This window comes from Streptomyces sp. NPDC041713 (assembly GCF_055591085.1).
Genome location: NZ_JBVIZY010000020.1, coordinates 1 through 22,153 on the forward strand (window position 1 = coordinate 1; position 22,153 = coordinate 22,153).

A 22,153-nucleotide genomic window follows, 5' to 3' on the forward strand; every position below is an offset into this window, starting at 1 on the left:
GGTGGCCTCGCCCAGCTCGGCCCCGCTCGTATTGCTGATGCACCACCATCCAGCAGTTCCGGTGTGTCCTCTCCTCCCCGGAGCCGTCGCGACGCCTCCGGTTGACACCGGCCGGCACCCTGCAGGCGGTCCAGCTCCCGGCCAGGTCTCCCCGCCACGGCTGTACTCCGCCATCGGGGAAGAAAAGTTCTGCGCGGAACGCGGCACGTTACTCGCCCGCGCACCCACCCCTGAGCCGGTTGGAGCAGAGCCGCGCGCCGATTCCTGGCCGGCAGGTGAAGCTGGGCGTCCCACCCCGTTCGCGCTCCAGGAGTCCTCCCGTGCCGGTCCCCACCTGCCCCCAGCAGCTCCGCCTGCCCCTTGTCACCCTGCTGGCCGCTGCCTGTATGGCCGGGCTGATGCAAGCTCCGGTCCGCGCGGCGGAGGCTTCCGCCGACGACCCCCGCGCACTGCGACGGCAGTTGCACGAACTGACCACGGCCCCCGGCGGGCCGCCCGGAGCCATCGCCGTCCTCAAGCGCGGCCCTCGCGCCGAAGCCGAGATCTACCGGGCCGGCGTCGCCGACACCGAAACCGGCCGCCCGATCAGGGCGACCGACCACATGCGCATCGCCAGTACGGCGAAGGCGTTCAGCGGGGCGGTCTCCCTCCGGCTCGTCGACCAGGGGAAGCTGCACCTGAACGACACCATCGGCAAAGTCCTTCCCCGGCTGCCGCGCGCCTGGCATCGGGTCACGCTGCGTCAGCTCCTGCACCACACCAGCGGCCTGCCCGACTTCAGCGCGGACCCTCGGTTCCTCGCCCTCCTTACGGAGAACCCGCGCCGCCGCTTCGACTCCCGCCGTCTCCTTGACTTCGTGGCAGAGGAGCCGTTGATGTTCCGCCCGGGCACCCGGTATCGCTACTCCAACTCCGACAACATCGCTGTGGCGCTGATGGCGGAGGCGGTCACACACCGCCGTTACGAGGATCTGCTCGCCCGGTTCGTGTACCGCCCGTGGGGTCTGCGCAGCACGAGCCTGCCGCAGGGCTACCGCGTGCCCGCGCCGTACATGCACGGCTACGACGTGACTCCCTCGAACCCGCCCGAGGACGTCAGCGAGGTGCTGAGCGCGTCAGGTGTCTGGGCGTCGGGCGGCATCATCTCGACGCCCAAGGACATGACGGCCTTCATCCGCGGCCACGCGAGCGGAAAGTCGCTCTCCGACCGGACCCGCCGTCAGCAACGGCACTGGGTGAAGGGAGCATCCGAGCCCGCGGGCCCCGGACGGAACAAGGCAGGCCTGGCCCTCTTCCGGTACGCCACGCGCTGCGGCGTGGTGTACGGCCACACCGGCAACTTCCCCGGCTACACGCAGCTGATCGCGGCCACCCCGGACGGCAGCCGGTCACTGACCGTCTCCCTCACCACCCAGATCAACAAGACGAACAAGCCCGAACTGCTCGACCGGCTCCGGACAGTGGAGGAGAACTTCGTCTGCGCGCTGCTGCGCAAATAGCCCGCAGTGACGTAACCCGCCGTGGGAACAGAGCAAGCCATGCCCGCTCAGTCCGGACGGAAGAACGCAAGCATGCGCCGGCCGGCGTCGGGTGACGTCAGGACTTCCTGGATGTACGCGGACTGCTCGCCCGCCGCGCGGGTGCGTTCGAACATCTCGGTCTCGTACTCCTTCACGGCGGCCGGGAAGTCGTCCGGGTGCGCGGCCAGCGCGAGGCCGAGCAGGGCACCGTCCAGCAGCGCCATGTTGGCGCCCTGCCCCACCGGCGGCATCAGGTGCGCGGCGTCGCCGAGCAGGGTGACGTCCGGTCTCGACGGCCAGGTCAGGCCGACCGGGAGCGTGGAGATCGAGCGGGGCAGCACCGTGTCGTCGCAGGCGGCGATCAGGCCGGTGAACCGCGCGTCCCAGCCCCGGAACAGCTCGACCAGCCGCACCTTGGCCGCGACCGGGTCGCCGAACGGGATCCCGCTCGTCGTGAGCCAGTCCTCGGCGGTGTCGTAGAAGCTGAGGTAGACGCGTACGCGGCCGTCGCCGTTGCGCTGCGCCGACAGGGACTGTCCGTCGCCGAGCACCCAGTAGTTGCCGCGCCCGACCATCGCCGCGATGTCGGGGTGGGTGCGGTCGACGTCGGGGATGCCGAGTTCGACGACGTTCTGACCGGTGTGCGCCGGCCGGGCGTCGGTGAGCAGCGGCCGGACCCGGGAATCGGCGCCATCCGCGCCGACGAGCAGCTCGTACGTGGCGCTGCTGCCGTCCGCGAAGTGCAGCAGCTCGTCGTCGACGGACCGCAACGCGCGCCCCCAGCGCACCGTGTGTTCGGGCAGAGAGCCCAGCAGCAGGTTGCGGAGATCGGCACGGTCGACCTCGGGCCGATCGAGCGGGGCGTCGTCGGGCGTGTCCTCCTGGAGCAGCAGGGTGCCGTCCGGCAGGAGGAGACGCAGGTCCTGTCCCTCGCGGCGGGCCATCGAGTGGAACTGCTCGATCAGCCCCGCCTCACGCATCGCTCGCTGCCCGGTCCCGGAGTGCAGATCGAGCATGCCGCCCTGGCCGCGCGCGTCGGGCGACGCGTCACGTTCGTACACGACCGCGTCGATGCCGTTCATGTGCAGCACCCGGGCGAGGGCCAGGCCGCCGAGGCCGGCTCCGATGATGGTGATGGTCATGACTGCCTCCGCGTCTGTCGCCGGTTCACCGACGGAACCGGAGCCGGGGGGCGAGCACCGTACGCACGGCCTTGGTCACGTCGCGCGCGCCAGGCCCACCCTTTCCGTGCCGACCCTCCTTGGCCGCACCCCCACCCCCACCTCCGCCCTCGGGTTCCGATTCCGGTTCAGATGCCCGTTCCGATTCCTGTTCCCGTTCCGGTTCCAGGACGTGCTGGAGCTGCTGCAGCAGCTGGTTGGTGGCACGCCAGAGGGGGACGAACATTCCGGCGACCGGCCCGACGCCCTGGACCGGGCCGCCGGTCGACTCGACGACCTTCTGCGCGGCCGCCATCGTCGACGGGTCCCGCAGGATGAGGTGTACTTCGTCGTCGACCAGGCGGAGCTCCATCTTGCGGGCGGCTGACTCCTCCGGGTTCGCGTCCGTGGTCGTCTCCGGATCCAGTGCGTCGATCTTGGCGGCGACGGCGTCCGGATCCACGCCGAGTTCGCGCAGCACCTTGGCGGCCATGCTGTTCTCCGCCCGCAGCATCGCCTCCAGCAGATGATGGCTGCCGACTGGTGCGCCACCGGCCAGCGCGCCGGCGGTGGCCAAGGTGTCCTCGGCGGCGGACGTCCCGGCCGGCCACGGTACGTCGACGACATCCTGTGGCCTGTCGAGCGCCGCCAGCACGGCGACACGGACCTTGCTGATCGGATCGAACCGAGCGGCGAGCACCTGAGCGCCGACGCCTTCGCCCTCCCTGACCAGGGCGAGCAGGATGTGCTCCGTACCGATGTCGGTGTGCCGCAGCTGCTGCGCCTCACGCAGGGCGAGTTCCAGCGTCTTCTTCGCGCTCGGCGCGAACGGGATGTGACCGCATAGCTCTTGAGTGCCGGGCTCGACCAACGCGACGACATCGGCCTGTGCCGTCACCTTGTCGTACCCGAGCTGGTGCAGGACTTTCGCCGCCGTACTTTCCGCCACTTCGAGCAGCCCCAACAGGATGTGCTCCGTGCCGATGCACTGGTGTTTGAGCAGCCTCGCCTCCTCCTGAGCCGTCACGACCACCTTGCGGGCTTTCACCGAAAACCTTTCGAAAGTCATGGCTCCATGGTCCCAACCATGTCAATGCGCTGCTATTGATAGGGTCACCGTGCCGAAGGGAGGGTGTGATGGAGACACCGTCGGACTGGGAGGCCCGACTCGCGCGCTGGCAGCGGGAGTTGGAGCTGTTCGAGCAGCTGGAGGAGACACCCTGGGTCACACTTGCCAAGGCTGAATCGGAGACCGGCGTTTCCCGCTCGGCCCTGCGTTCCTGGTACCGCAACGGCGAGATCCGGTCCCGCCTGGTGGACGGTCCCAACGGCCCCCAGAGACTGGTCCAGTTGGAAGCGGTCATCGAACGCGCCGCCGCGTCCCCGCGCATTCAACGCAGGGCGGAACGGGAAGTCAGCCTGGAGGCCCAAGTGACCCTGCTGCGGCACCGGGTCGACCAGCTCGAACTGCGGCTGGCGGCACTGGAGAAGGAGTAGCTCAGGCGAGCAAGTGATTACGGGTTACGGGTTACCGGGTGTGGCGTACGGGTCGGAGGATTGGGGTGGGCCCTGTGGTGACACGACGAACGGTGATCAAGGCGGTGGGGGCAGGAGCAGCGGTGGGGGCAGGGGCCTGGGCGGGTGGCCTGTCCGCGCCGACGCCGGCATCTGCGGCGTCCGCCGAGGCCGACGCATCGCGGGCGGCGAGGACCGACGCGCGGGACGAGCTGGTGGTCGTGGAAAAGAGTGGCCACTCGGTCAGTTTCTATGACGTCGCCTCGGGGGAGCGCAGGCAGACCGTCCACCTGCCCGAGTACCCGCACGAGATGGTCGTCGACTCACGTGGGCGATTCGCCTACGTCGGGCACTACGGAGTACGCATGTCCTCGGGCGTCGGCGAGGGCGGGGCCGCGATCTTCGTCATCGACCTGGCCGAGAGATCCCTGGCGCGCACCATCGACACGCGCCCGTTCAACCGCATCCACGGCATGGGAATCGACAGCCACGACCGGTTGTACGCGCTGAGTGAGGAGAAGGCGGTCCTGCTCGGGTTCGACGCACCGGCCACCGATGCGGCGCCGACGAGCGCGGTGCTCACCCAAGGGGTGAAGACCCACCTGTTCTCGCTCACCCGGGACGGCGAACGGGCCTACGTCACCGGCCTGTTGTCGCACACGGTGAGCTTGGTGCGGCCCCACGACGCCTCCGTACCGCCGCTTCTGTGCACGCCTGGCCGGCTACCCGAGAGCAGTTGCCTGAGCCAGGACGAGAGAACGCTGTTCGTAGCGGCCCGCAAGAGCGCGACGCTGGTCGCCCTGGACGCGCACACCCTCAAGGTGCGCCGGAGCGGGAAGGTTGCCGGAGATCCCCTGCGCGTGTACACGGTCGATGACGAACGGCTGTTGGTGACGGACATAGTCGGCGGCACGCTCACTGTCTGCGGCACCGACCTGCGCCCGATCCGCTCGCTCAAGCTCGACGGCACTCCGGCCGCGGTGGCTTTCCACCCTCACCAGCCGACCGCATACGTGTCGTTGCTCGGTGCGGACCGGATAGCCGTCGTCGACCTGGAGAGACTCAGCGTCACCGGCGGCTTCGGCACCAGATCCGAACCGGACTCGGCCGCGCTGCTGCCCGCAGCGCGCTGAAAGACGGAAGCCGAGCGAGACCGGGGCACCGGCGGCCGCCCACCACTCCTCGACGATCAGAGACTTCCCGTCCGGGCTACTCGTGAGTAGGGTCGGGGGTCGAGGATCGGAGTCCCGCATGCCCCGTACGCTCACAGTCTCCCGCAGCATCCTGGTCCAGGCGCCGCCATCGGCGGTGTACGAGCAAGTCAGCCGCCCTGCCCGGATGGGGCGCTGGAGCCCCGAGAACCTCGGTGCGACGGTGCCGGGCGCGGACGAACCCGCCCAGGTGGGCCTGGTGTTCGAGGGGCACAACAAACGCGGCGCTTTCCGCTGGACCACCCGCTGCACGGTGACCGCGGCGGTCCCGGGCAGGCACTTCGCCTTCCGCGTACATGCGATCGGCCTGAAGCACCCGCGCCTGAAGGCTCCCATCGCCACCTGGGAGTACCGGTTCAAGGAATGCGGAGGGCTCGAAGAGCGGGAACAGCGCAAGGGGCTCGACGGGACGATCGCGCGCAACGTAACACCCGGCCGGACGGGGACGGCAGGAGCGTCGGGGGCGGCGACGCGGGTGACCGAGACATGGACGGACGATCGTCGCGCCTGGCCGGACTGGGTGGCCGGCGCCTTCGACCGTATCGCCACGGGCGGCCACGCCTTCGCGACGTTCCAAGTGAGGAACATCGACCGAACTTTGAACAACCTGAAGAGGGAACTGGAAGCCGCGTCCGGCCGCTGACGGAAGGCAGGCTCCACGGTCGGCCTTGGGGGCCAGTGTTGTGCCCGCGCGACCCAATCTCAGTCCGCTTCAAGAGCGGGAGGAAGATTTGCGGCGGTGTGCGCTTCCGCGATGTTGAAGACGCTGGCGCACATGGGGCACTCCGCATGGCCGAATAGGTACCTGATCCCCTTCGCGAGCTGCCGCTGTCCGTCCCGGAAGACTGTGGCGTGCATCCAACGGCCGGGACCGCGAAGTTCTTCGGCCGCGGCAGGCCGCAGGGGCCGCTGCTCGAGGTCGCCCCGATCCCAGTCTCGGACGGCCGAATAGCAACCGTAGTCGCCGACCGCGATGGTCATCTCGGCTTCGCAGTGCAGACAGGACACCGTAGAGAAGTCGTCCAACCGCAGATTGGCAGGGCCCCGGGGACTTCCTGGTCATTGCGGGACAGCTCTTGGCGAGCGATCAACGCGCGGCTTCGGTGGTCAGCGGCGGCGGTACTGCGCACGGCCGGAGGATCATCAGAGAGTCTTCCAGCGTCGCCACCATGGCAAAGGGGAACCGGTCCAACTCCAGGCAGAGCGCGACGTCGTCCGGATGGACTCCTTGACGTATCCCCTCCGCCAGCTCCGTGGCTGCGCGTGACGCGCCGGCGCGGCGGAGGAACTCGGCCGCCACCGGCTCGGCACCGGCGGCGCTGGCCGCGATGTATTGCGCACACGCCAGATCTTCATCGGCGCGCCCGTCCTCGCCGGTGACCACGAACGTGACACGGTCACAGCCGCGTTCCCGCAAGAGCCGGGCAGTCGCCTCTGCCACGACGAAGCCGGCGCACAGCACCAGAGACGCCTCCTTCACCGCAAGGGCGCCGACCGTCCCCGCAGTCGTCTTCTGTACGACGGTCCGTCCACGAAGGTCGACGGACCGCAGCAGACCAGGGGAGTTGACGGCGTCGAAACCCGGCGCAGGCGGACCGTCTTTGAGGGTCACCCAGTCCGGATGGCGGGTCTTGAGAGCCAGGGCATCGTCCAGTGACTCGGCGAGGACGATCTCCTCGGCCCCTTGGGCGAAGGCCCAGGCAGCCACCGTGAATGCGCGCATGACGTCGACCACGACCGCCACGCGCGGCACTTCGACCAGCTCGGCGATGCCGAGGAAACGAGCGTCCATCCGGTCATGATCAGCCATGCCCGACCCAAAGCGGGCGGAAGGTGACCGGCGCCACTTCACGCCGTCCCGGCCGCCGCCGCGAGCGTCTCCCTGACGCAGGGGCTAAGGCCAGCGCCTCAGCGGCTGACCGTTCAGCTCGTCGCAGCCCTCTTCGTCCCACCACAAACCGCCTTGCGCGGTCAGGTACGGGCGCAGTCCGCGGACCTCTCCACCCTCATGAAGGGCCTGCGCGACCTCGTGCAGAAGGCTCGCCAGATCGGGCCAGGAATCGGTGAAGTCGCCGCCACCGCTGTGGCCCGCCCAGCCGAGCCGCCCCTCTTCCGGACCGGGACGTCGGTCGATCACCTGGGCGGCGCCGTCGGCGCTCTCGGCCCAGGGAATCCAGAGCGGGTGCCACCAGGGCTCGTCATCCCAGGGACGAGAGGTCAGGCCGTCGTTTTCCGCCGCGACGTCCATACAGGTCTGCCACCGGTCCACGATGCCGCTCACCGAGAGAGGGGACTGCTCCGGCAGGATGGTCGTCCAGGTGCTCACGCCGTTGTGGCATCGCAGGGATTCGACCAGGTCGGCGGGGAATGGAGCGCCGAGAATCCCTTCCGCCCGTCGGATCTCGTCGGAGGTCGCCGGTGGGTTGAGCTGGGGGAGATCCGCCGCGGCGTGCGTCGCCAGCCAGTCGGCGATCACACGCCAGGACTCCGACGGGGACAAGATCTGCGGTGCCATGACGACATCCTGCCTCAGGCGTCCGACAAGCGGGTCCTGGACCGACGGCTGCCGCCTCCCTGGCCCCGCCAGCCCTGGTGCCCACCCTTGCGGGCGGGATGGCCAGATATAGGGGGGATACGCCACCGGCAGCCTTCGTGACCGAATCCTTAGCACCATGAGCCAGGATGTCGACCTGCGCGAGACCGTCCGCAGGCGCTAGGCGGCCGCCGCGGTTCAGGGGGCCAAAGGCGGCACCGGGTGTTGCGGCCCGTCCCCGTACCCGTCCACTTCCCTGTCCCTGTCCCTGTCCGAGACCGATGCCACCCTCTACGCCCCCGACAACTGCGTGATCAACCTGTCCACCGACAAGGCCGCCGTCTTCACCGAAATGTTCCGCGTCCTAGTCCCGGGCGGCCGTGGGGGAGAGGTCCTGTGAACCGCAGCCGAGGGCGTGACCGTCGCCCTGTCAGCTCCGGCAGGGGGAGTGACAACCGATCACGCTGTCGCCCTGAACGGCCAAGGCACGTCCGACGGGTGGGGCGGCTCACCTGGTGGGAGGGGCGCGCCAGGGAGCCCGCGGCCCCACCCGTCGGGCGGTTCCCGGTGGTGGGCGGGTGGCCGGCCTCCCGCGGCGGCTGCCCTGCCGGTTGATGCGTACACCGGGATCCTGGGTGGTGCATGGGGCGCAAAGCCACAGCAACTGCTCGGCAGGGACAGAAAGACCGGTCTGTCTCGTGAGCCGTTGCTTAGACGATGGCAGCGGGCGGTGGCTCTGTCCAGGGCTATTCTGGACGGTGATGGACAGCGTCCCGCCGCCAAAGACGCGTCGACCCGCGCCTCGTGAACGGATATTGAGTACCGCGTACGAGCTCTTCTCGCGACGCGGCATCCGTGCTGTGGGCATCGACGAGGTCATCGCGCGCTCGGGGGTCGCCAAGGCCACGCTCTACCGGCACTTTCCCTCGAAGGACGCGCTGGTGCTCGCGTTCCTCGCCCGCCGCGAGAGGCAGTGGACGTTGGGGCTCGTCGTGGCCGGTGCCCGCAGCCGGGGCGGCTCACCGGAGGAACGGCTGCTGGCGATCTTCGACGTCTTCGACGAGTGGTTCCGCGGTGACGACTTCGACACCTGCACGTTCATCAACGTCCTGCTGGAGATGGGCTGCGAGCACCCTCTCGGGCGGGCGAGCATCGACTACTTGAGCAACATCCGCTCGCTCGTGCGCGGCATGGCCGAAGAGGCGGGGCTGCGCGACGCGGACTCGTTCGCGCGGTCCTGGCACATCCTGATGAAGGGCTCCATCATCTCGGCGGCCGAGGGCGACGTCGACGCCGCCCTCCGGGCACGGAAGATGGCATCCACGCTGATCGCACAGCACCGTTGTCCGGTCGGGGAGGGCACGAACCCGAAGTAGGGGGGGCGAGCGATGGCCGTGGGGCGTGGGCGAGGATGGGGCCCCGACAGGCGACGTACGAATGGATGTGACACGGCATGACGAGTGAGGGCCACAGGGATTGGCGCGAGAACCGGATAGCGAGTGCGCTGGCTGGCCAAAACCCCACCGTGCTAAGGCGGTTGACGGCCGGTTTCGCCGCGCTCGGTGACGTCCAGTTCCTGCCGGGCTACTCGGTCCTCCTTGTCGACGAGCCCCACGTGGAGCGGCTCTCCGACCTGCCGAAGGCGAAGCGGCATGCGTTCCTGTCCGACATGGACGCGCTCGGGGAGGCCGTGGAACTGGCCTGCCAGCGCCTCGACGCGGGGTTCCGCCGGGTGAACCTGGAGATCCTCGGCAACACCGACGGATTCCTCCACGCGCATGTCTGGCCCCGGTACGCATGGGAGCCGGCCGACCTGGTGCGACTGCCGGTCTGGCTCTACCCGCGCGAGAACTGGGCGGACGAGCGGTACGCGCTGGCGTCCCGGCACGACGAGCTCCGAGCCTCGATCGCGGAGGAGTTGGACGGCCTGGTGGCGGGCGGACAGGTGGCGGCCGGGACCATCCCGTAGGGCGGCGCACCCCGGCTCGACCTACCGTCGCTAAGGTCATGGCCTATGACGAGTGTCGAACTGAGCGCGTTCATGGCGGACTTCGCGACTGCGGTCGCCCATGTCGAGGAGACGGGCGAGCGATTGTCCTGCACCGACGGCGGCGAAGCGACGGCGGTGCTGCTCTCCGCGTCCGACCTCGCCGAGTTGGAGCACTTCGCCCAACGCAACTATGACGGTCCGAGGCCCCGGCCGACGGCGGCACGGGAGAAGTCCCTCGGACCTGTGTCGCAAGGTCCGTACACCCGGTACCTGGATGTCGACGGGGTGCGGATGACGTTCGTACGGGAGCGCGCGGTCGCCGCCGAACTGCGGTCCGTGGAAGAGCTCGACTGGCTGGAGCGCAAAGCGGCCATGGGACGCCAGGGGTACATGGACCCGAAACAGGCCGCGGCCTTCAAGGAGTTCCTCGCCCGCCAGCCCCCGGACGGCGACGGGCTCGCCTGGATCGCCGGAAGCTGGCAGGAGCAACGCCCCTTCACCGTGCTGGAATTCATCAAGGGCCGGACCTGTGAGGAGGTCGCCCTCGCCTACGGCGCCGACCCTCAGGACGTCACCGACGGACTGCTGCTGCACCAAGTGTGGGAGCGGGACGAGCGGGACGGCTCCGACGACGTCGACCGCGTCCTCGTCTTCGGGGAAGCGGGCGGCTGGACGTGGCTGGGCTACCACGACTTCGACCACGCCTTCTCCCGCCGGCTCGCCCCTCCGCCCCCGGAGCAGATCACACTGACGGCGACCTCGGCCAAGGGCATCTACGCCTTCAGCTACAGCAAGGACGGGGAGTACCAGAACCCCTATCCGCTCGACGACAGCCTCGATGCGCGGCGCGACATGTACGAACTCATCTGGTACACGCCCAGCGAGGCCCCCTTCGCCCCGGACGCGCCCCTGGGCTTCCTCAACCCGCACATGCGCCGCGCGGAAGAGAACACCGAGTGGACGGACGGCATCGCGTTGTTCTTCGCCGGTCTGGAGCGCGCCTTCGGGGTGTCCTTGCCCCAGGACGGGATCACGTCCGGGAACGTGTGCTGTGCTCGCCCCGCCCGCCGGACGGCCTGAGGCGTGAAGCCCGACGCCGCGCAACCCGACGTCCCGTAACCCGACGTCGCACCGCGGCACCCGGCAGGTGTGCGCGTCGGTGCGAAAGCTAACGTTGCGTTCCGGAAGATACGTCAGCCACCGCACCGACCAACGGGGAATTCCTTGCGCAAGCTCGGCACGCAGCACACGCAGCCCACGCAGCACACGCAGCACACGCAGCCCACGCTTCATGCGCGGCGCACGCACCGCACCACCCGCGCCGCCCTCCTCATGACCGCGGGCACCGCCGCGCTCGCCCTCACCGTCACCGCCTGTTCTTCGAAGTCCGGGGGCGCGGACGACGGAAAGAACGCTGCGGACAGCGCGCCCAAGGGCTTGGTCTCGCAGGCCGAGGCGAAGAAGATCGTCGACCACTACGTGAAGGTCAACAACCGGGCCAACGCCAAGCGCGACAGCGGCGTTCTGTCCGCGGTCGAGGGCGGCGGACTCTTCGAGGCGAGCGCGAACGGCTACAAGCAGGACAAGCTGCTTTCGGCGAAGGAGCGGGCCGAGAGGCGCAAGCCCTTCGACTACGTGAATCGCGAATACCTCATCCCGTCCGCGAAGAGCCACGCCACCTGGTTCGCGCTGCGCACCGACACCAAGGATCACAGCGGCACCTCGGCCAAGACCAGCCGCGCCACCGTCGTCTTCGACAAGCAGGACGGCGACTGGAAGGCCGTGTGGAGCGGCTGGACCACCAAGAAGGACCCCAAGACACCCGAACTCGCCAAGGACGCCGACGGGTTCGTGCTCCCGGTCACCGACACCGCCAAGAAGCGAGGTGTCCTCGCCCCCGACCAGATGGACGACGCACTGGTCGCGCTCTACAAGGGTGACGAGAAGCTCGGTTCAAAGGTCGGCGCCAGCGAGACCTCGAAGTGGATGACGCAATTCCCGGTGGAGCAGAACAAGATGCTCACGCCCGGCGGCAAGTCCGAGTTCAAGGCGGGCGAGACCGACCACAAGAAGGTCTACGCCCTCCAGACGAAGCAAGGTGGCACGCTGACCTTCTTCGACGCGGTCGTGCAGGAGTACATGCACGCCACCGACCCGGCCGCGCGCATCACCCCGTCCCCGCAGATCGCCTTCCTCGTCGGCAGCAAGAAGGACGAGCTGCTGTTCAACGTGGACTACCTGCACCAGGGAGAGGCGTACATCCCGGCCAAGGGCAAGGTCTCCATGGTCACGGACAGCTGGGACATGACCAAGGCGGAGGGCCCGCAGCGCGGCCTACTCTGATCTGCGCCGACCTCTCGCCGGGCCCGGCTCGTACGGACCAGCGCCGACCTCTCGTACGGGCCCCGTCCGGCCCGTACGGACCTACGATGAGGCCATGCCGGAGCACGACACGTCGTCAGGTGCTCACCGCGGACGTACCACCATGCGTTCGGTCCTGCGGAACCGCACCTACCGCCGCCTGTTCACCGCCCACGCCCTGGCCCTGACCGGTACCGGCCTGGCGACCGTGGCGCTGAGCCTGTTGGCGTACGACCTCGCGGGCTCGGACGCCTCCGCGGTCCTCGGCACCGCATTGGCGATCAAGATGGTGGCCTGCGTGGGCCTCGCCCCGGTGATCGGCGCCTTCGCCGAACGCCTGCCGCGCCGCGCCCTGTTGGTGGCGATGGACGTCACCCGCGCCGGAACCGCCCTCGCGCTGCCCTTCGTCGACCACGTCTGGCAGATCTACGTCCTGATCTTCCTGATGCAGGCCGCCTCGGCCGCCTTCACGCCGACCTTCCAGGCCACCCTGCCCGAAATCCTGCCCGCCGAGCGTGACTATCTGCACGCACTGACACTCTCGCGCCTCGCCTACGAACTGGAGAGCCTGGTCAGCCCGGTGCTCGCCGCCGCCCTGCTCGCGCTGATCACCTACGACTGGCTGTTCGTCGGCACCGCCCTCGGCTTCGTTGCCTCCGCGACGCTCGTCCTGTCGGTCGTCCTGCCCGTCCCGCGCCCCGTAGAACGTACCGGCGGCGGCTGGGCCGGAGCGACGTTCGGGACCCGCCTGCACTGGGCCACACCCCGGCTGCGTGCCCTGCTCGCACTCGACCTCGCCACGGCTGCCGCGGGCTCCATGGTCATCGTCAACACCGTGGTGCTCGTCCGCGACCACCTGCATCGCGGTGCGGGCGACGTCTCACTTGCCTTGGCCGCGTTCGGGGCCGGCTCCGTGGCGGCCGCCTTGGTCGTACCGCGCGGCCTGGAGCGGTTCGGTGACCGAGCGGTGATGTTGCCCGCCGGATTCACGCTCGGTGCCGTCCTCGCGCTGTCCGCTGTGGGGTCCGCGCACGGGACGGCGGCCTGGGCAGAGCTGTTGCTCGCCTGGGGTCTGCTCGGCGTGGGCACCTCCCTGATCCTCACGCCGGCCGGCCGACTCGTCCGCCGCTCGGCCGCGCCTGCCGACCTCCCCGCCGCGTTCGCGGCACGCTTCGCCCTCTCCCACAGCGGCTGGCTGCTCACCTACCCCCTCGCGGGGCGGCTGGCGGCCGGCGCGGGTACGGGCACGGCCGCCGTGACGCTCGCCGGGATCGCGCTCGCCGCCGCGACCGTCGCGGCCCGGGTGTGGCCGGTACGCGACCCGGCCCGCCTCACCCACCTCCACACCGCCCTGCCCGCGGACCACCCCCACCTCGCCGACGCCCACGCGGTCCCCCACGGCTGGCGGCACGCACACGACTACGTCATCGACGCCCGCCACCCGCGCTGGCCCGCTCCGGGGCGTACCGCGGGCGCGTACTAGCCCTCGCCACACGGATTTCGCAGGAGACTTCACCTCCGTCAGCCCCGACCGTCGGGGGCGCCCTCAGCCGGAACGGGGGCCCCGAGGGCGCCCCACCTCCGCGAGGTCCTCGCCGTCCGCCAGCCGCGCCCGTACCGTCACCCGGGCGTCCCTCGGCGCACGGGCCGCGAGGAAGCGGCCGCGCTTGCGCTCGTCGACGTCACCGGTCACGGTGATCCGGGTGACCTCGCGGCTCCCCGCGACGAGCAGGAATCGGTGCCCCGATCCCGACGTCCAGCGAGTACTGGCCACGACATGCTGGCCGAACCGGCTGCAGGCGGCCGTCGGCCCGGCGCGCCCCACGATCTTCGCCTGCGACGTCGGGGATTCGGTGGACGTACGGAACTGGATCAGCACGCTGCCGGGACCGCGCCAGGTCGAGGCGCGCACACAGGACCACACGGCCCGGCCGTCGTTCTCGGGCAACTCCTGCTCGGCGAAGTCCCACCGGTTGACGGCCCGTACACCGCTCCCGTGCAACTCTGCGAGACGGCACGCGCCCCGCGCCCAACTCGCCAGCGCCGCCCCGCTGGTGGCCTCGCGGGGTTGACGGGCCGGGGCGCCGCGCCCGGGCAGCGATGTGTAGCTGAGGTGCGCGGGGGTGAGCCCACCCAGGTCAGTGACGAGGAAGGCGTGCTTCTCCACGATCCGTCGGGAGGAGCGCAGTTGAAGTACGGGGAGTTCGGTGCAGGAACCCGTGGCCGACGGGGTGGCGACCGCTGCCGTGAGCCCTCCGTCGGAGATGTCGAGCGGATGGCCCGGCGAGTTGGGCCGGAGCAGGTCGCGCGTGTCGGCCTCGGCGATCCACGGGGCGGTGAGATAGCGGACCTTGCCGTCCTTGCGGCTGAGGGCCACCGCCGCGGCTGTCGTCACGTCGGAGTCGTCGGCGCGGGCGAAGTCCAGGGACGCGGGCGCCGAAGCGTCGTCCGGCTCCCCGTAACGGACCACGCGGCGACCGTCGTAGAACACCACGACGGCCTCCCCGCCCACCTCGGCGGCGTACAGCAACTGCGTTCCCCTGGGCGGTGGTTCGGTGGTCGTGGCCGCCGCGGCGCCGACACGGGTGCCGCGCGGTGGGTCGGTCCAGGCGGAGAGAGCGCGCGTGAGCAGGGCGCGGTCGTCCACGCGGGAGCCGCGGGCCGGCCATGCGCTGAAGTCCACCCGCGAGGTGTCCGCCCACGCGGCGGGGGAGGTGCGGAGCAGGGCGTCGGCGTTGATCGCGGGGCGCTCGCCGGAGGGGCGGGACGGCTCGTCCCGGGGCGCGGAGCCGAGCGACACGAGCGCCACACAGCTGATGGCGGCGATGCCCGCGGCGCACCCGACGAGACGGAACCGGCGTCTGCGGCGCAGCAGATCGGTGGGCCGGGTCTGGACGGAACAGGCGTCGAACTCCTGTGACTTCAGCAGCGTGCCGGCCGCGTCGCCCACCGTCGCCTCGACCCGGGACGCGGCATCCAGCGCCTTCGCCGGGTCGGCCACGCCCGCGGCGGCGAGCAGGTCGGCGACCTCCGCGCGGGGCAGCCCGTCGAGGCGGCACAGCACGAAGGCCGCGCGGGCCGGCGCGGACACCTCCGACAGGAGCCGCGCCAGTGCGATCTCCTCGGTGCCGCCGGCACGGGGGAACAGGCGCAGCCCCCAGACGACGGGCAGCGCCGGCCGCAGGGTGCGGGGCGGCGGCACGCGGTCCGGCCATCCACGCGGACGCCGCTCGTGCGCCAGCGCCGCGCACAGCACCCGTCCCGTCACCCAGGCCGCGTCGGCCCCGGCCGACCAGGAGGCACCGGGCCCGCGTGCGCCGCCCCGTCCCTCCTCCCGCGCCCCGCCCGCCCTCGGCACCGGGACCCTCGGCGGCGCGTACCGCGCGCGGAAGCCGGGCAGCGCGCGCTGCACCAGGGCGTGCGCGACCAGGACGCGGCGGTGACGGCTGAGAGCGGTGGGCAGGGTGAGATACGCGAGACGTACGAGCCGGGTGTACCGGTCGAGGATGACGGCCTCGGCCTGGTCGAGGGCCACGGGCTCGGTCCTCTTCGCCCGGCGCCGCTGCGATGTGCTCATCGGTCAAGAGGCCTTCCGAAGGCTGACGACGTTCCGTCCTGACCTCCGTCAAACGAGTGAATCCTGCGATGGTCACAGCAGGAGCGGCGGGAACCGGAGCCGTGGCAGGGCCTGGGTGGCGGCGCACCACCCCGGGCGGGCACTGCTGCACCGGGTCGACCCGCGCCACGGCCTCCGCGACGCGGACTTCCGCGCTCTGGACGCCTGGCTCCGCGCCGCGTGACTCAGCCCCGGGCGGCCGCTGTTGCCGTTCGGTGACACGGAAGACAGAGCTGTGACGTGGGCGAGGGCAACGAGTTCGCGGGGCCACGGGTCGTATGTGGCGTAGGAAGGAAGCGCGGGACCGTCCGCCCTTCGACTAGCAGTCTGAACCGAATGAGCTGGGGGAAACAGTGGAGATGAACATGCGTATGAGCAAGGGACTGCTCGCGATGGGCGCCGCGTTGGCGGCCGCAGGTGTCGCCGTCGGCACGGTGCCCGCCACCGCGGCAGGCACGCCCCGGTTCCTGGCCGCCTCCGAACTGCCGCCGCACGCGTCGTCGGAGTGGACCGCGGGCCCGGTGACCTCCGGCCAGCCCGACCCGCTCCCGATGTGTGTCGGCGAGGCGCTGCCGTCGATCTCCGTACACCGCGCCTACCGCACCGACCTCGACACCAACGCCCTTCAGGTGACCGTCGTCGAGCGCAACGAGCAGCGCGCCAAGGACTTCGCGGCCCTGCTGCGCAAGGACCTGGACGGCTGCGCGAAGAAGGTGATGGCCGAGAACCCGGACATCACCGCCAGGCAGAAGTACTACGGCAAGGTCGACGTCGAGGAGGGCGCCCACGTCTACGGCGTCCACACCGCCGCGACGTGGGGCGCCTCCGACATCAACATGTTCTCGGTCGGCCGTGACGGCAACACCGTGACGCTCGTGCACTGGGGGCAGATGGGCGGCTTCGCCGACGCCCAGGTCGCCGACTTCAAGAAGACCACCGCCACGGCCGTCAACAAGCTCTACTAGGAGTTCTGCCGGGTGCGACGACGCCGGGTCCGATCTCGGCATCCCTCTGAAGGGGTGGGAGAATCGGGCCCGGCAAGACCGCGCCCGAGCTTCCTCGCCGGTGCGCCGGTCTCGTCGCACGAGGATTCGGCCGGGGTGAGGCCGGGCGCCGGGGTCGCTTCCGGCACCCGGTGGTGGGGAGGAACCGATGGTGCTGAAGTGGTGGGACATCGCCAAGGGGGCCCGCGCCGTTCCTGAACCCATGGCCACACTGTTCGTCTGGACGACGGCCTGCTCGAGCTCCTTGGTGCTGGTCATCACCTTCGACCTGCTCGGCGCGCTCGACCGCACCGGGCTCGCCCTCGCCGCGCTGTCCGTGCTCGCCGGCCTGGTCGGCACCCTCGGCCGGTTCGTCGCGGCGCCCGGCACCGCGGTGCTGTGCTGGGCGCTCCTGAACGTCTTCGCCGCCCACCCCACCGGCGAGCTCTCCTGGGCCGGGCACCGGGACCCGGGCTGGGTGGCGTGCCTGCTGGGCGCCGCGCTCATCGGCACGGCGACGGCCCGGGTCTGGTACGCCCGGGCCGCGTACCGCCGCCTCACCCCGTTCGACGGCGCGGCCTGATACTCCTGGGGCCCGCGCTTCCGGCCTGACTTCCGTCGAGGCGGGGCCCTCACCCTGCTCCGCCCCCCGCGACTCTCGTACGCCGTACGACCCCTTCGTAGACCCGTCGTACGGCACCTCCGCACGGCACCTTTGCATGACCATGCGAGATGATGCATACTCTTCCTATGTCTAAGGTCCTCACCTCCCTTCCCGCCGGCGAACGTGTCGGCATCGCCTTCTCGGGCGGTCTCGACACCTCCGTCGCGGTCGCGTGGATGCGCGACAAGGGTGCCGTCCCCTGCACCTACACCGCCGACATCGGTCAGTACGACGAGCCCGACATCGCCTCGGTGCCCGGCCGAGCGAAGACCTACGGCGCCGAGATCGCGCGCCTGGTCGACTGCCGCGAGGCGCTCGTCGAGGAGGGCCTGGCCGCGCTCACCTGCGGTGCGTTCCACATCCGCTCCGGCGGCCGCGCGTACTTCAACACCACCCCGCTCGGCCGCGCCGTCACCGGCACGCTCCTGGTCCGGGCGATGCTCGAGGACGACGTCCAGATCTGGGGCGACGGGTCCACCTTCAAGGGCAACGACATCGAGCGGTTCTACCGGTACGGGCTGCTCGCCAACCCGCAGCTGCGGATCTACAAGCCCTGGCTGGACGCGGACTTCGTGACCGAGCTCGGCGGCCGCAAGGAAATGTCGGAGTGGCTGCTCGCCCACGAGCTGCCCTACCGGGACAGCACGGAGAAGGCGTACTCCACCGACGCCAACATCTGGGGCGCCACGCACGAGGCGAAGACGCTGGAGCACCTGGACACGGGTGTCGAGACGGTCGAGCCGATCATGGGCGTGCGGTTCTGGGACCCCGAGGTCGAGATCGCCGCCGAGGACGTCACGATCGGCTTCGACCAGGGCCGGCCGGTGACGATCAATGGCAAGGAGTTCGCCTCCGCCGTCGACCTGGTGATGGAGGCCAACGCCATCGGCGGCCGCCACGGCATGGGCATGTCCGACCAGATCGAGAACCGGATCATCGAGGCCAAGAGCCGCGGCATCTACGAGGCGCCCGGCATGGCCCTCCTGCACGCCGCGTACGAGCGCCTGGTGAACGCGATCCACAACGAGGACACCCTCGCCCAGTACCACAACGAGGGCCGGCGCCTTGGCCGCCTCATGTACGAGGGCCGCTGGCTGGACCCGCAGGCCCTGATGGTCCGGGAGTCGCTGCAGCGCTGGGTCGGCGCCGCCGTCACCGGCGAGGTCACCCTGCGGCTGCGGCGCGGCGAGGACTACTCGATCCTCGACACCACAGGCCCGGCGTTCAGCTACCACCCGGACAAGCTGTCCATGGAGCGCACCGAGGACTCGGCGTTCGGCCCGGTCGACCGGATCGGCCAGCTCACCATGCGCAACCTGGACATCGCCGACTCGCGCGCCAAGCTGGAGCAGTACGCGGGCCTCGGCCTGATCGGCACCGCCAACCCGTCGATCGGCGCCGCCCAGGCGGCCGCGACCGGTCTGATCGGCAGCATGCCGGAGATGCCCGAGGGCGGTGCCGAGGCCATCGCCTCCCGCGGTCAGGTCTCCGCGGAGGACGAGATGCTGGACCGCGCCGCCATGGAGTTCGGCACGGACTGACCTGCGTACGAGCTCGGGCTGAGCACAGTCCGGGCAGCTGCTGATCGCCACCCGCACCGCGGGGAGGGGCCGGTACGACGCCATGGATCTGGGCGTCGTACCGGCCCTTGCGCGTGGGGGACACGGCGCAAGGCGCGAGGTGCGAAGCGCGCGGCACGGGGTAACGGGTGTGAGCAGACACCACCCGAACGAGCGCACTTGGCCCCGCGTGCGGGGACTTGGCGCGGTGCCCTGTCGACCCCGCGGACCTGGCATCGAGTGCCGAGCGGTCCGTCTCGCCCGGGTCGGTGGACGCGACCGGCGGAGTTTTACGCGGGTGTAGAAGTATGGCTAGGGTGCCGGGAACGCACCGCGATGACGCACCACCCGCATCTTCGGCACGACGCTTTGCACGGCATGGTCTCGCGGGCCCGGGTTCACTGTGGGAGGCATCTTGAAGGAGACGTCACGCCCGACCGGCCGTCACGCGATGCCGCTCCCCCCTCAGCGGCCCACCGCGACCCCGGTCACCGGCCAGGGCCCCGCCTCGGGAACGAGAACCGCCCAGCCAGGTGACGGGTCATGCGTACCCGGTACGAGGGGTGACGCGGGAGCCGCGAGGGGCAGGCCGGCGGACTCGAGGACCAGCGCGCGCGACGCGAGGGGCAGCGCGCGAGACGCGAGGGGCAGCGCGCGAGACGCGAGGGGCAGCGGGGGAGACCGGCAGCCGAAGCGCCGGGACGCCTTCTTCGACAACGCCAAGTACCTCGCGATCGTCCTCGTCGCGATGGGCCACGCCTGGGAGCCGCTGCGCGGTGACAGCCGGGCCGCCGCCGCCCTCTACATCACCGTCTACACCTTCCACATGCCGGCGTTCATCGTCATCTCCGGCTACTTCTCCCGCAGCTTCGACGCGAGTCCGCACCGGATCAAACGCCTGGTCACCGGCGTCGCCGTGCCCTACGTGATCTTCGAGGTCGCGTACACGTTCTTCAAGCGGTGGGCGGGCGACGACCCGGACTACCCCATCAGCCTGCTCGACCCCTGGTACCTGACCTGGTTCCTGGCCGCACTGTTCATCTGGCGACTCACCACCCCGATCTGGCAGGCCGTACGGTGGCCGCTGCCGATCGCTCTGGCCATCGCCGTCCTGGCATCCGTATCGCCGGACATCGGCGACGACCTCGACCTGCAGCGCGTCCTGCAGTTCCTGCCCTTCTTCGTCCTCGGGCTGATCCTGCGGCCCGCTCACTTCCAGCTGGTGCGCCGCAGGGAGGCGCGCCTGCTGGCCCTGCCCGTCGTCGCGGCGGCGCTGGTCTTCGCCTACTGGGCCGCTCCGCGGATGAACGCGGCGTGGTTCTACCGCCGTGACAGCGCCCAGGAACTGGCCGCGCCCGGCTGGGCGGGCGGCGTGATGACGTTGGCGATGTTCGGCTGCTCGCTGGTGCTGGTCGCCTGCTTCTTCGCCTGGGTGCCGGGCCGCACGCTCTGGTTCACGGCCCTCGGCGCCGGGACGCTGTACGGCTACCTCCTGCACGGCTTCCTCGCCAAGGGATCCCGCTTCGGCGACTGGTACGACGCCGACTGGATCCACCGGCCGCTCGGTGAGGTCACCGTGACGCTCCTCGCCGGGACGGTGATCACGCTGCTGTGCACGCCGCCGGTCCAGCGCATGTTCCGCTTCAGCATGGAACCGAAGATGACCTGGGCCTTCCGGCAGGACGCGGCCGACCTCGCCAAGGGCCGCACCACAGGCCGTACAACGGCCCGCGCCAAGAGCCGCACCCCGGGTCACGCCAAGCGCCACGCCAAAGGCCGCACCAGGGGCCGTGAACAGGGCAGACGGAGCGGAAGAGCCGAGTGAGCCGCCCGGCCCGGCCGCCCGCCGTCCACTTCGAGCGCGTCGTCGAGACACCGCCCGCGGGCCGCCAGGCCTTCACCATGCTGGCCCACGGCGAACGGCCGGTGGGCTGCCTCGAATACCAGGTCTGCCACCCCTGTCGACGCGGATACATCGGCAACATCGCGGTCGCCGCCCACTGGCAAGGGCTCGGCCTCGGCCGACACGCACTGCACACGGCCCTCGCCCCGTGCCCCGGTTACATCTGGTCCACGTCACGGCAGTCCGCCGAGGGCAAGCGCTTCTTCACCGCCATGGCGGACGAGTTGGAGATCGCCTTCCCACCCGACGGGATGCGCTGCCCGCACATGGCGCCCTGACCCACGGACCAGTCGGCGCCGCCTCGGGCCGAGTGCCGTCAGGCGCCGCGCAGCGTCGCGACGGCGATCTCCTCGAAGTCGCGCAGCAGCTTCTCCTGCCGCTCCGCGCGGACGACCAGACACGTCTCGACCCCGGGAGCGTCCGTGACGGGCACGTGCACGAGGTCGGGGCGCGAGTAGGAGCGGGCAACGCTCAGCGGTACGAGGGCGATGCCGCGACCGGAGGCGATGAGCTCAAACTTCTCTTCGAGGGACGCCGTCTTCCGCGTGGGTGAGTCCAGCATGGGCCCGTCGGTCAGGTCGGCGGAGGTGAGCTCGTCACGGTGGGCCAACGGGTGCGCGGCCGGCATGCAGGCGACCCGGGGCTCGTGGCCGATGGGTACGACACGCAGTCCGGCCTCGTCGAAAGGACGCCGCAGATAACCGATCTGGGCCCGGCCGTCGCGGAGCGGCGCGTCCTGCTCCCACCAGCGCGCCGGGACGACGTCGGTCTCCACCGTCGGGTGGAGTGCGGCGAACGCTCGGATCGCGTCCGCCACGTACAGGCCGGGGGAGAAGGCGACGGACAGCCGTTGCACGCCACGGTCGACGTCGTGCACGCGGCGTACCGCCGCCGCGGCGGCCGCGAGGATCCCCTGCGCCTCCTCGTGCAGCTGCTTGCCGGCCGCCGTGAGCTCCACGCTGCGGGTCGTACGCACGAACAGCGCGCACCCCAACTCCTGCTCGAACGAACGGACTTGGCGACTGAGGACCGGCTGCGTGATGTAGAGCTGCTCAGCCGCCCGGCCGAAGTGCCGGTGCTCGGCCACCGCGGCGAAGTAGCGGAGCTTGCGCAGATCCAGATCCATGCCCTCAGGGTA

The 22,153-nt window shown here is 70.5% G+C and carries 20 protein-coding genes and 2 pseudogenes; 16 read left to right on the forward strand and 6 right to left on the reverse strand.

Annotation, left to right across the window (positions count from 1 at the left end; translation table 11 throughout):
• Window positions 1–320 precede the first annotated feature (320 nt).
• Entirely contained in the window at window positions 321–1,499 is a 1,179-nt protein-coding gene (locus ACZ6CV_RS35280; RefSeq protein ID WP_469255740.1) for a serine hydrolase domain-containing protein, read from the forward strand.
• A 47-nt stretch (window positions 1,500–1,546) separates the two neighbouring features.
• On the opposite strand, the gene ACZ6CV_RS35285 is transcribed toward ACZ6CV_RS35280, so the two are convergent.
• Window positions 1,547–2,662 carry an FAD-dependent oxidoreductase gene (locus tag ACZ6CV_RS35285; protein ID WP_469255742.1) on the reverse strand — a complete coding sequence of 372 codons (1,116 nt, stop codon included), beginning with the start codon at window positions 2,660–2,662 and terminating at the stop codon, window positions 1,547–1,549.
• 25 nt (window positions 2,663–2,687) lie between these two features.
• Entirely contained in the window at window positions 2,688–3,749 is a 1,062-nt protein-coding gene (locus ACZ6CV_RS35290; RefSeq protein WP_469255744.1) for a Clp protease N-terminal domain-containing protein, read from the reverse strand.
• 68 nt (window positions 3,750–3,817) lie between these two features.
• Between ACZ6CV_RS35290 and ACZ6CV_RS35295 the strand changes: the two genes are divergently transcribed.
• From ACZ6CV_RS35295 to ACZ6CV_RS35305, 3 genes are all read left to right on the forward strand, one after another.
• A complete protein-coding gene (locus ACZ6CV_RS35295; RefSeq protein WP_469255746.1) occupies window positions 3,818–4,177 on the forward strand; it encodes an excisionase in 360 nt (119 codons plus the stop codon).
• A gap of 74 nt (window positions 4,178–4,251) precedes the next feature.
• Entirely contained in the window at window positions 4,252–5,328 is a 1,077-nt protein-coding gene (locus ACZ6CV_RS35300) for a YncE family protein (protein ID WP_469255748.1), read from the forward strand.
• Between the two features lie 118 nt (window positions 5,329–5,446).
• Window positions 5,447–6,049, forward strand: coding sequence for an SRPBCC family protein (locus tag ACZ6CV_RS35305; RefSeq protein WP_469255749.1), 603 nt, complete (start codon window positions 5,447–5,449; stop codon window positions 6,047–6,049).
• A gap of 444 nt (window positions 6,050–6,493) precedes the next feature.
• Here the strand turns inward: ACZ6CV_RS35305 and ACZ6CV_RS35310 are convergent, their stop codons facing one another.
• The gene (locus tag ACZ6CV_RS35310; protein WP_469255750.1) at window positions 6,494–7,198 is read right to left on the reverse strand and encodes a 2-phosphosulfolactate phosphatase; all 705 of its coding nucleotides are present in this window, start codon (window positions 7,196–7,198) and stop codon (window positions 6,494–6,496) included.
• Window positions 7,199–7,300: 102 nt separating this feature from the next.
• Window positions 7,301–7,921, reverse strand: coding sequence for an SMI1/KNR4 family protein (locus ACZ6CV_RS35315; protein WP_469255752.1), 621 nt, complete (start codon window positions 7,919–7,921; stop codon window positions 7,301–7,303).
• A 322-nt stretch (window positions 7,922–8,243) separates the two neighbouring features.
• On the opposite strand from ACZ6CV_RS35315, the pseudogene ACZ6CV_RS35320 reads away from it, so the two are divergent.
• The 6 genes and pseudogenes from ACZ6CV_RS35320 to ACZ6CV_RS35345 form a co-directional block, all read left to right on the forward strand.
• A pseudogene (locus ACZ6CV_RS35320) lies at window positions 8,244–8,327 on the forward strand (arsenite S-adenosylmethyltransferase); the annotation flags it as partial.
• 427 nt (window positions 8,328–8,754) lie between these two features.
• Complete coding sequence (locus ACZ6CV_RS35325; RefSeq protein ID WP_469255754.1) at window positions 8,755–9,315, forward strand: TetR/AcrR family transcriptional regulator; 561 nt, start codon at window positions 8,755–8,757, stop codon at window positions 9,313–9,315.
• A gap of 77 nt (window positions 9,316–9,392) precedes the next feature.
• Window positions 9,393–9,908 (forward strand): diadenosine tetraphosphate hydrolase, encoded by a 516-nt coding sequence (locus ACZ6CV_RS35330; protein WP_469255756.1) that lies wholly within the window; start codon window positions 9,393–9,395, stop codon window positions 9,906–9,908.
• Window positions 9,909–9,953: 45 nt separating this feature from the next.
• On the forward strand, window positions 9,954–11,009 hold the full coding sequence (locus ACZ6CV_RS35335; protein WP_469255758.1) for a type II toxin-antitoxin system Phd/YefM family antitoxin: 1,056 nt from the start codon (window positions 9,954–9,956) through the stop codon (window positions 11,007–11,009).
• Window positions 11,010–11,153: 144 nt separating this feature from the next.
• A complete protein-coding gene (locus tag ACZ6CV_RS35340) occupies window positions 11,154–12,272 on the forward strand; it encodes a DUF8094 domain-containing protein (protein ID WP_469255760.1) in 1,119 nt (372 codons plus the stop codon).
• A 142-nt stretch (window positions 12,273–12,414) separates the two neighbouring features.
• On the forward strand, window positions 12,415–13,773 hold the full coding sequence (locus tag ACZ6CV_RS35345; RefSeq protein WP_469255831.1) for an MFS transporter: 1,359 nt from the start codon (window positions 12,415–12,417) through the stop codon (window positions 13,771–13,773).
• 63 nt (window positions 13,774–13,836) lie between these two features.
• On the opposite strand, the gene ACZ6CV_RS35350 is transcribed toward ACZ6CV_RS35345, so the two are convergent.
• Complete coding sequence (locus ACZ6CV_RS35350) at window positions 13,837–15,867, reverse strand: hypothetical protein (RefSeq protein ID WP_469255761.1); 2,031 nt, start codon at window positions 15,865–15,867, stop codon at window positions 13,837–13,839.
• A 106-nt stretch (window positions 15,868–15,973) separates the two neighbouring features.
• Here ACZ6CV_RS35350 and ACZ6CV_RS35355 point away from each other — a divergent pair.
• The 6 genes and pseudogenes from ACZ6CV_RS35355 to ACZ6CV_RS35380 form a co-directional block, all read left to right on the forward strand.
• Window positions 15,974–16,090 (forward strand): annotated as a pseudogene (locus tag ACZ6CV_RS35355) (HAD domain-containing protein); the annotation flags it as partial.
• A gap of 187 nt (window positions 16,091–16,277) precedes the next feature.
• On the forward strand, window positions 16,278–16,871 hold the full coding sequence (locus ACZ6CV_RS35360) for a hypothetical protein (RefSeq protein ID WP_469255833.1): 594 nt from the start codon (window positions 16,278–16,280) through the stop codon (window positions 16,869–16,871).
• A gap of 187 nt (window positions 16,872–17,058) precedes the next feature.
• Window positions 17,059–17,472: a hypothetical protein gene (locus ACZ6CV_RS35365; RefSeq protein ID WP_469255763.1), complete on the forward strand. Its 414-nt coding sequence runs from the start codon at window positions 17,059–17,061 to the stop codon at window positions 17,470–17,472.
• A gap of 167 nt (window positions 17,473–17,639) precedes the next feature.
• On the forward strand, window positions 17,640–19,094 hold the full coding sequence (gene argG, locus ACZ6CV_RS35370; protein ID WP_469255765.1) for an argininosuccinate synthase: 1,455 nt from the start codon (window positions 17,640–17,642) through the stop codon (window positions 19,092–19,094).
• Window positions 19,095–19,527: 433 nt separating this feature from the next.
• Window positions 19,528–20,937 (forward strand): acyltransferase family protein, encoded by a 1,410-nt coding sequence (locus ACZ6CV_RS35375; RefSeq protein ID WP_469255767.1) that lies wholly within the window; start codon window positions 19,528–19,530, stop codon window positions 20,935–20,937.
• On the forward strand, window positions 20,934–21,293 hold the full coding sequence (locus tag ACZ6CV_RS35380) for a GNAT family N-acetyltransferase (protein ID WP_469255769.1): 360 nt from the start codon (window positions 20,934–20,936) through the stop codon (window positions 21,291–21,293). The genes ACZ6CV_RS35375 and ACZ6CV_RS35380 overlap by 4 nt, the downstream gene beginning before the upstream one ends.
• Window positions 21,294–21,331: 38 nt before the next feature.
• Here the strand turns inward: ACZ6CV_RS35380 and ACZ6CV_RS35385 are convergent, their stop codons facing one another.
• Entirely contained in the window at window positions 21,332–22,141 is an 810-nt protein-coding gene (locus ACZ6CV_RS35385; protein ID WP_469255771.1) for a LysR family transcriptional regulator, read from the reverse strand.
• Window positions 22,142–22,153 lie beyond the last annotated feature (12 nt).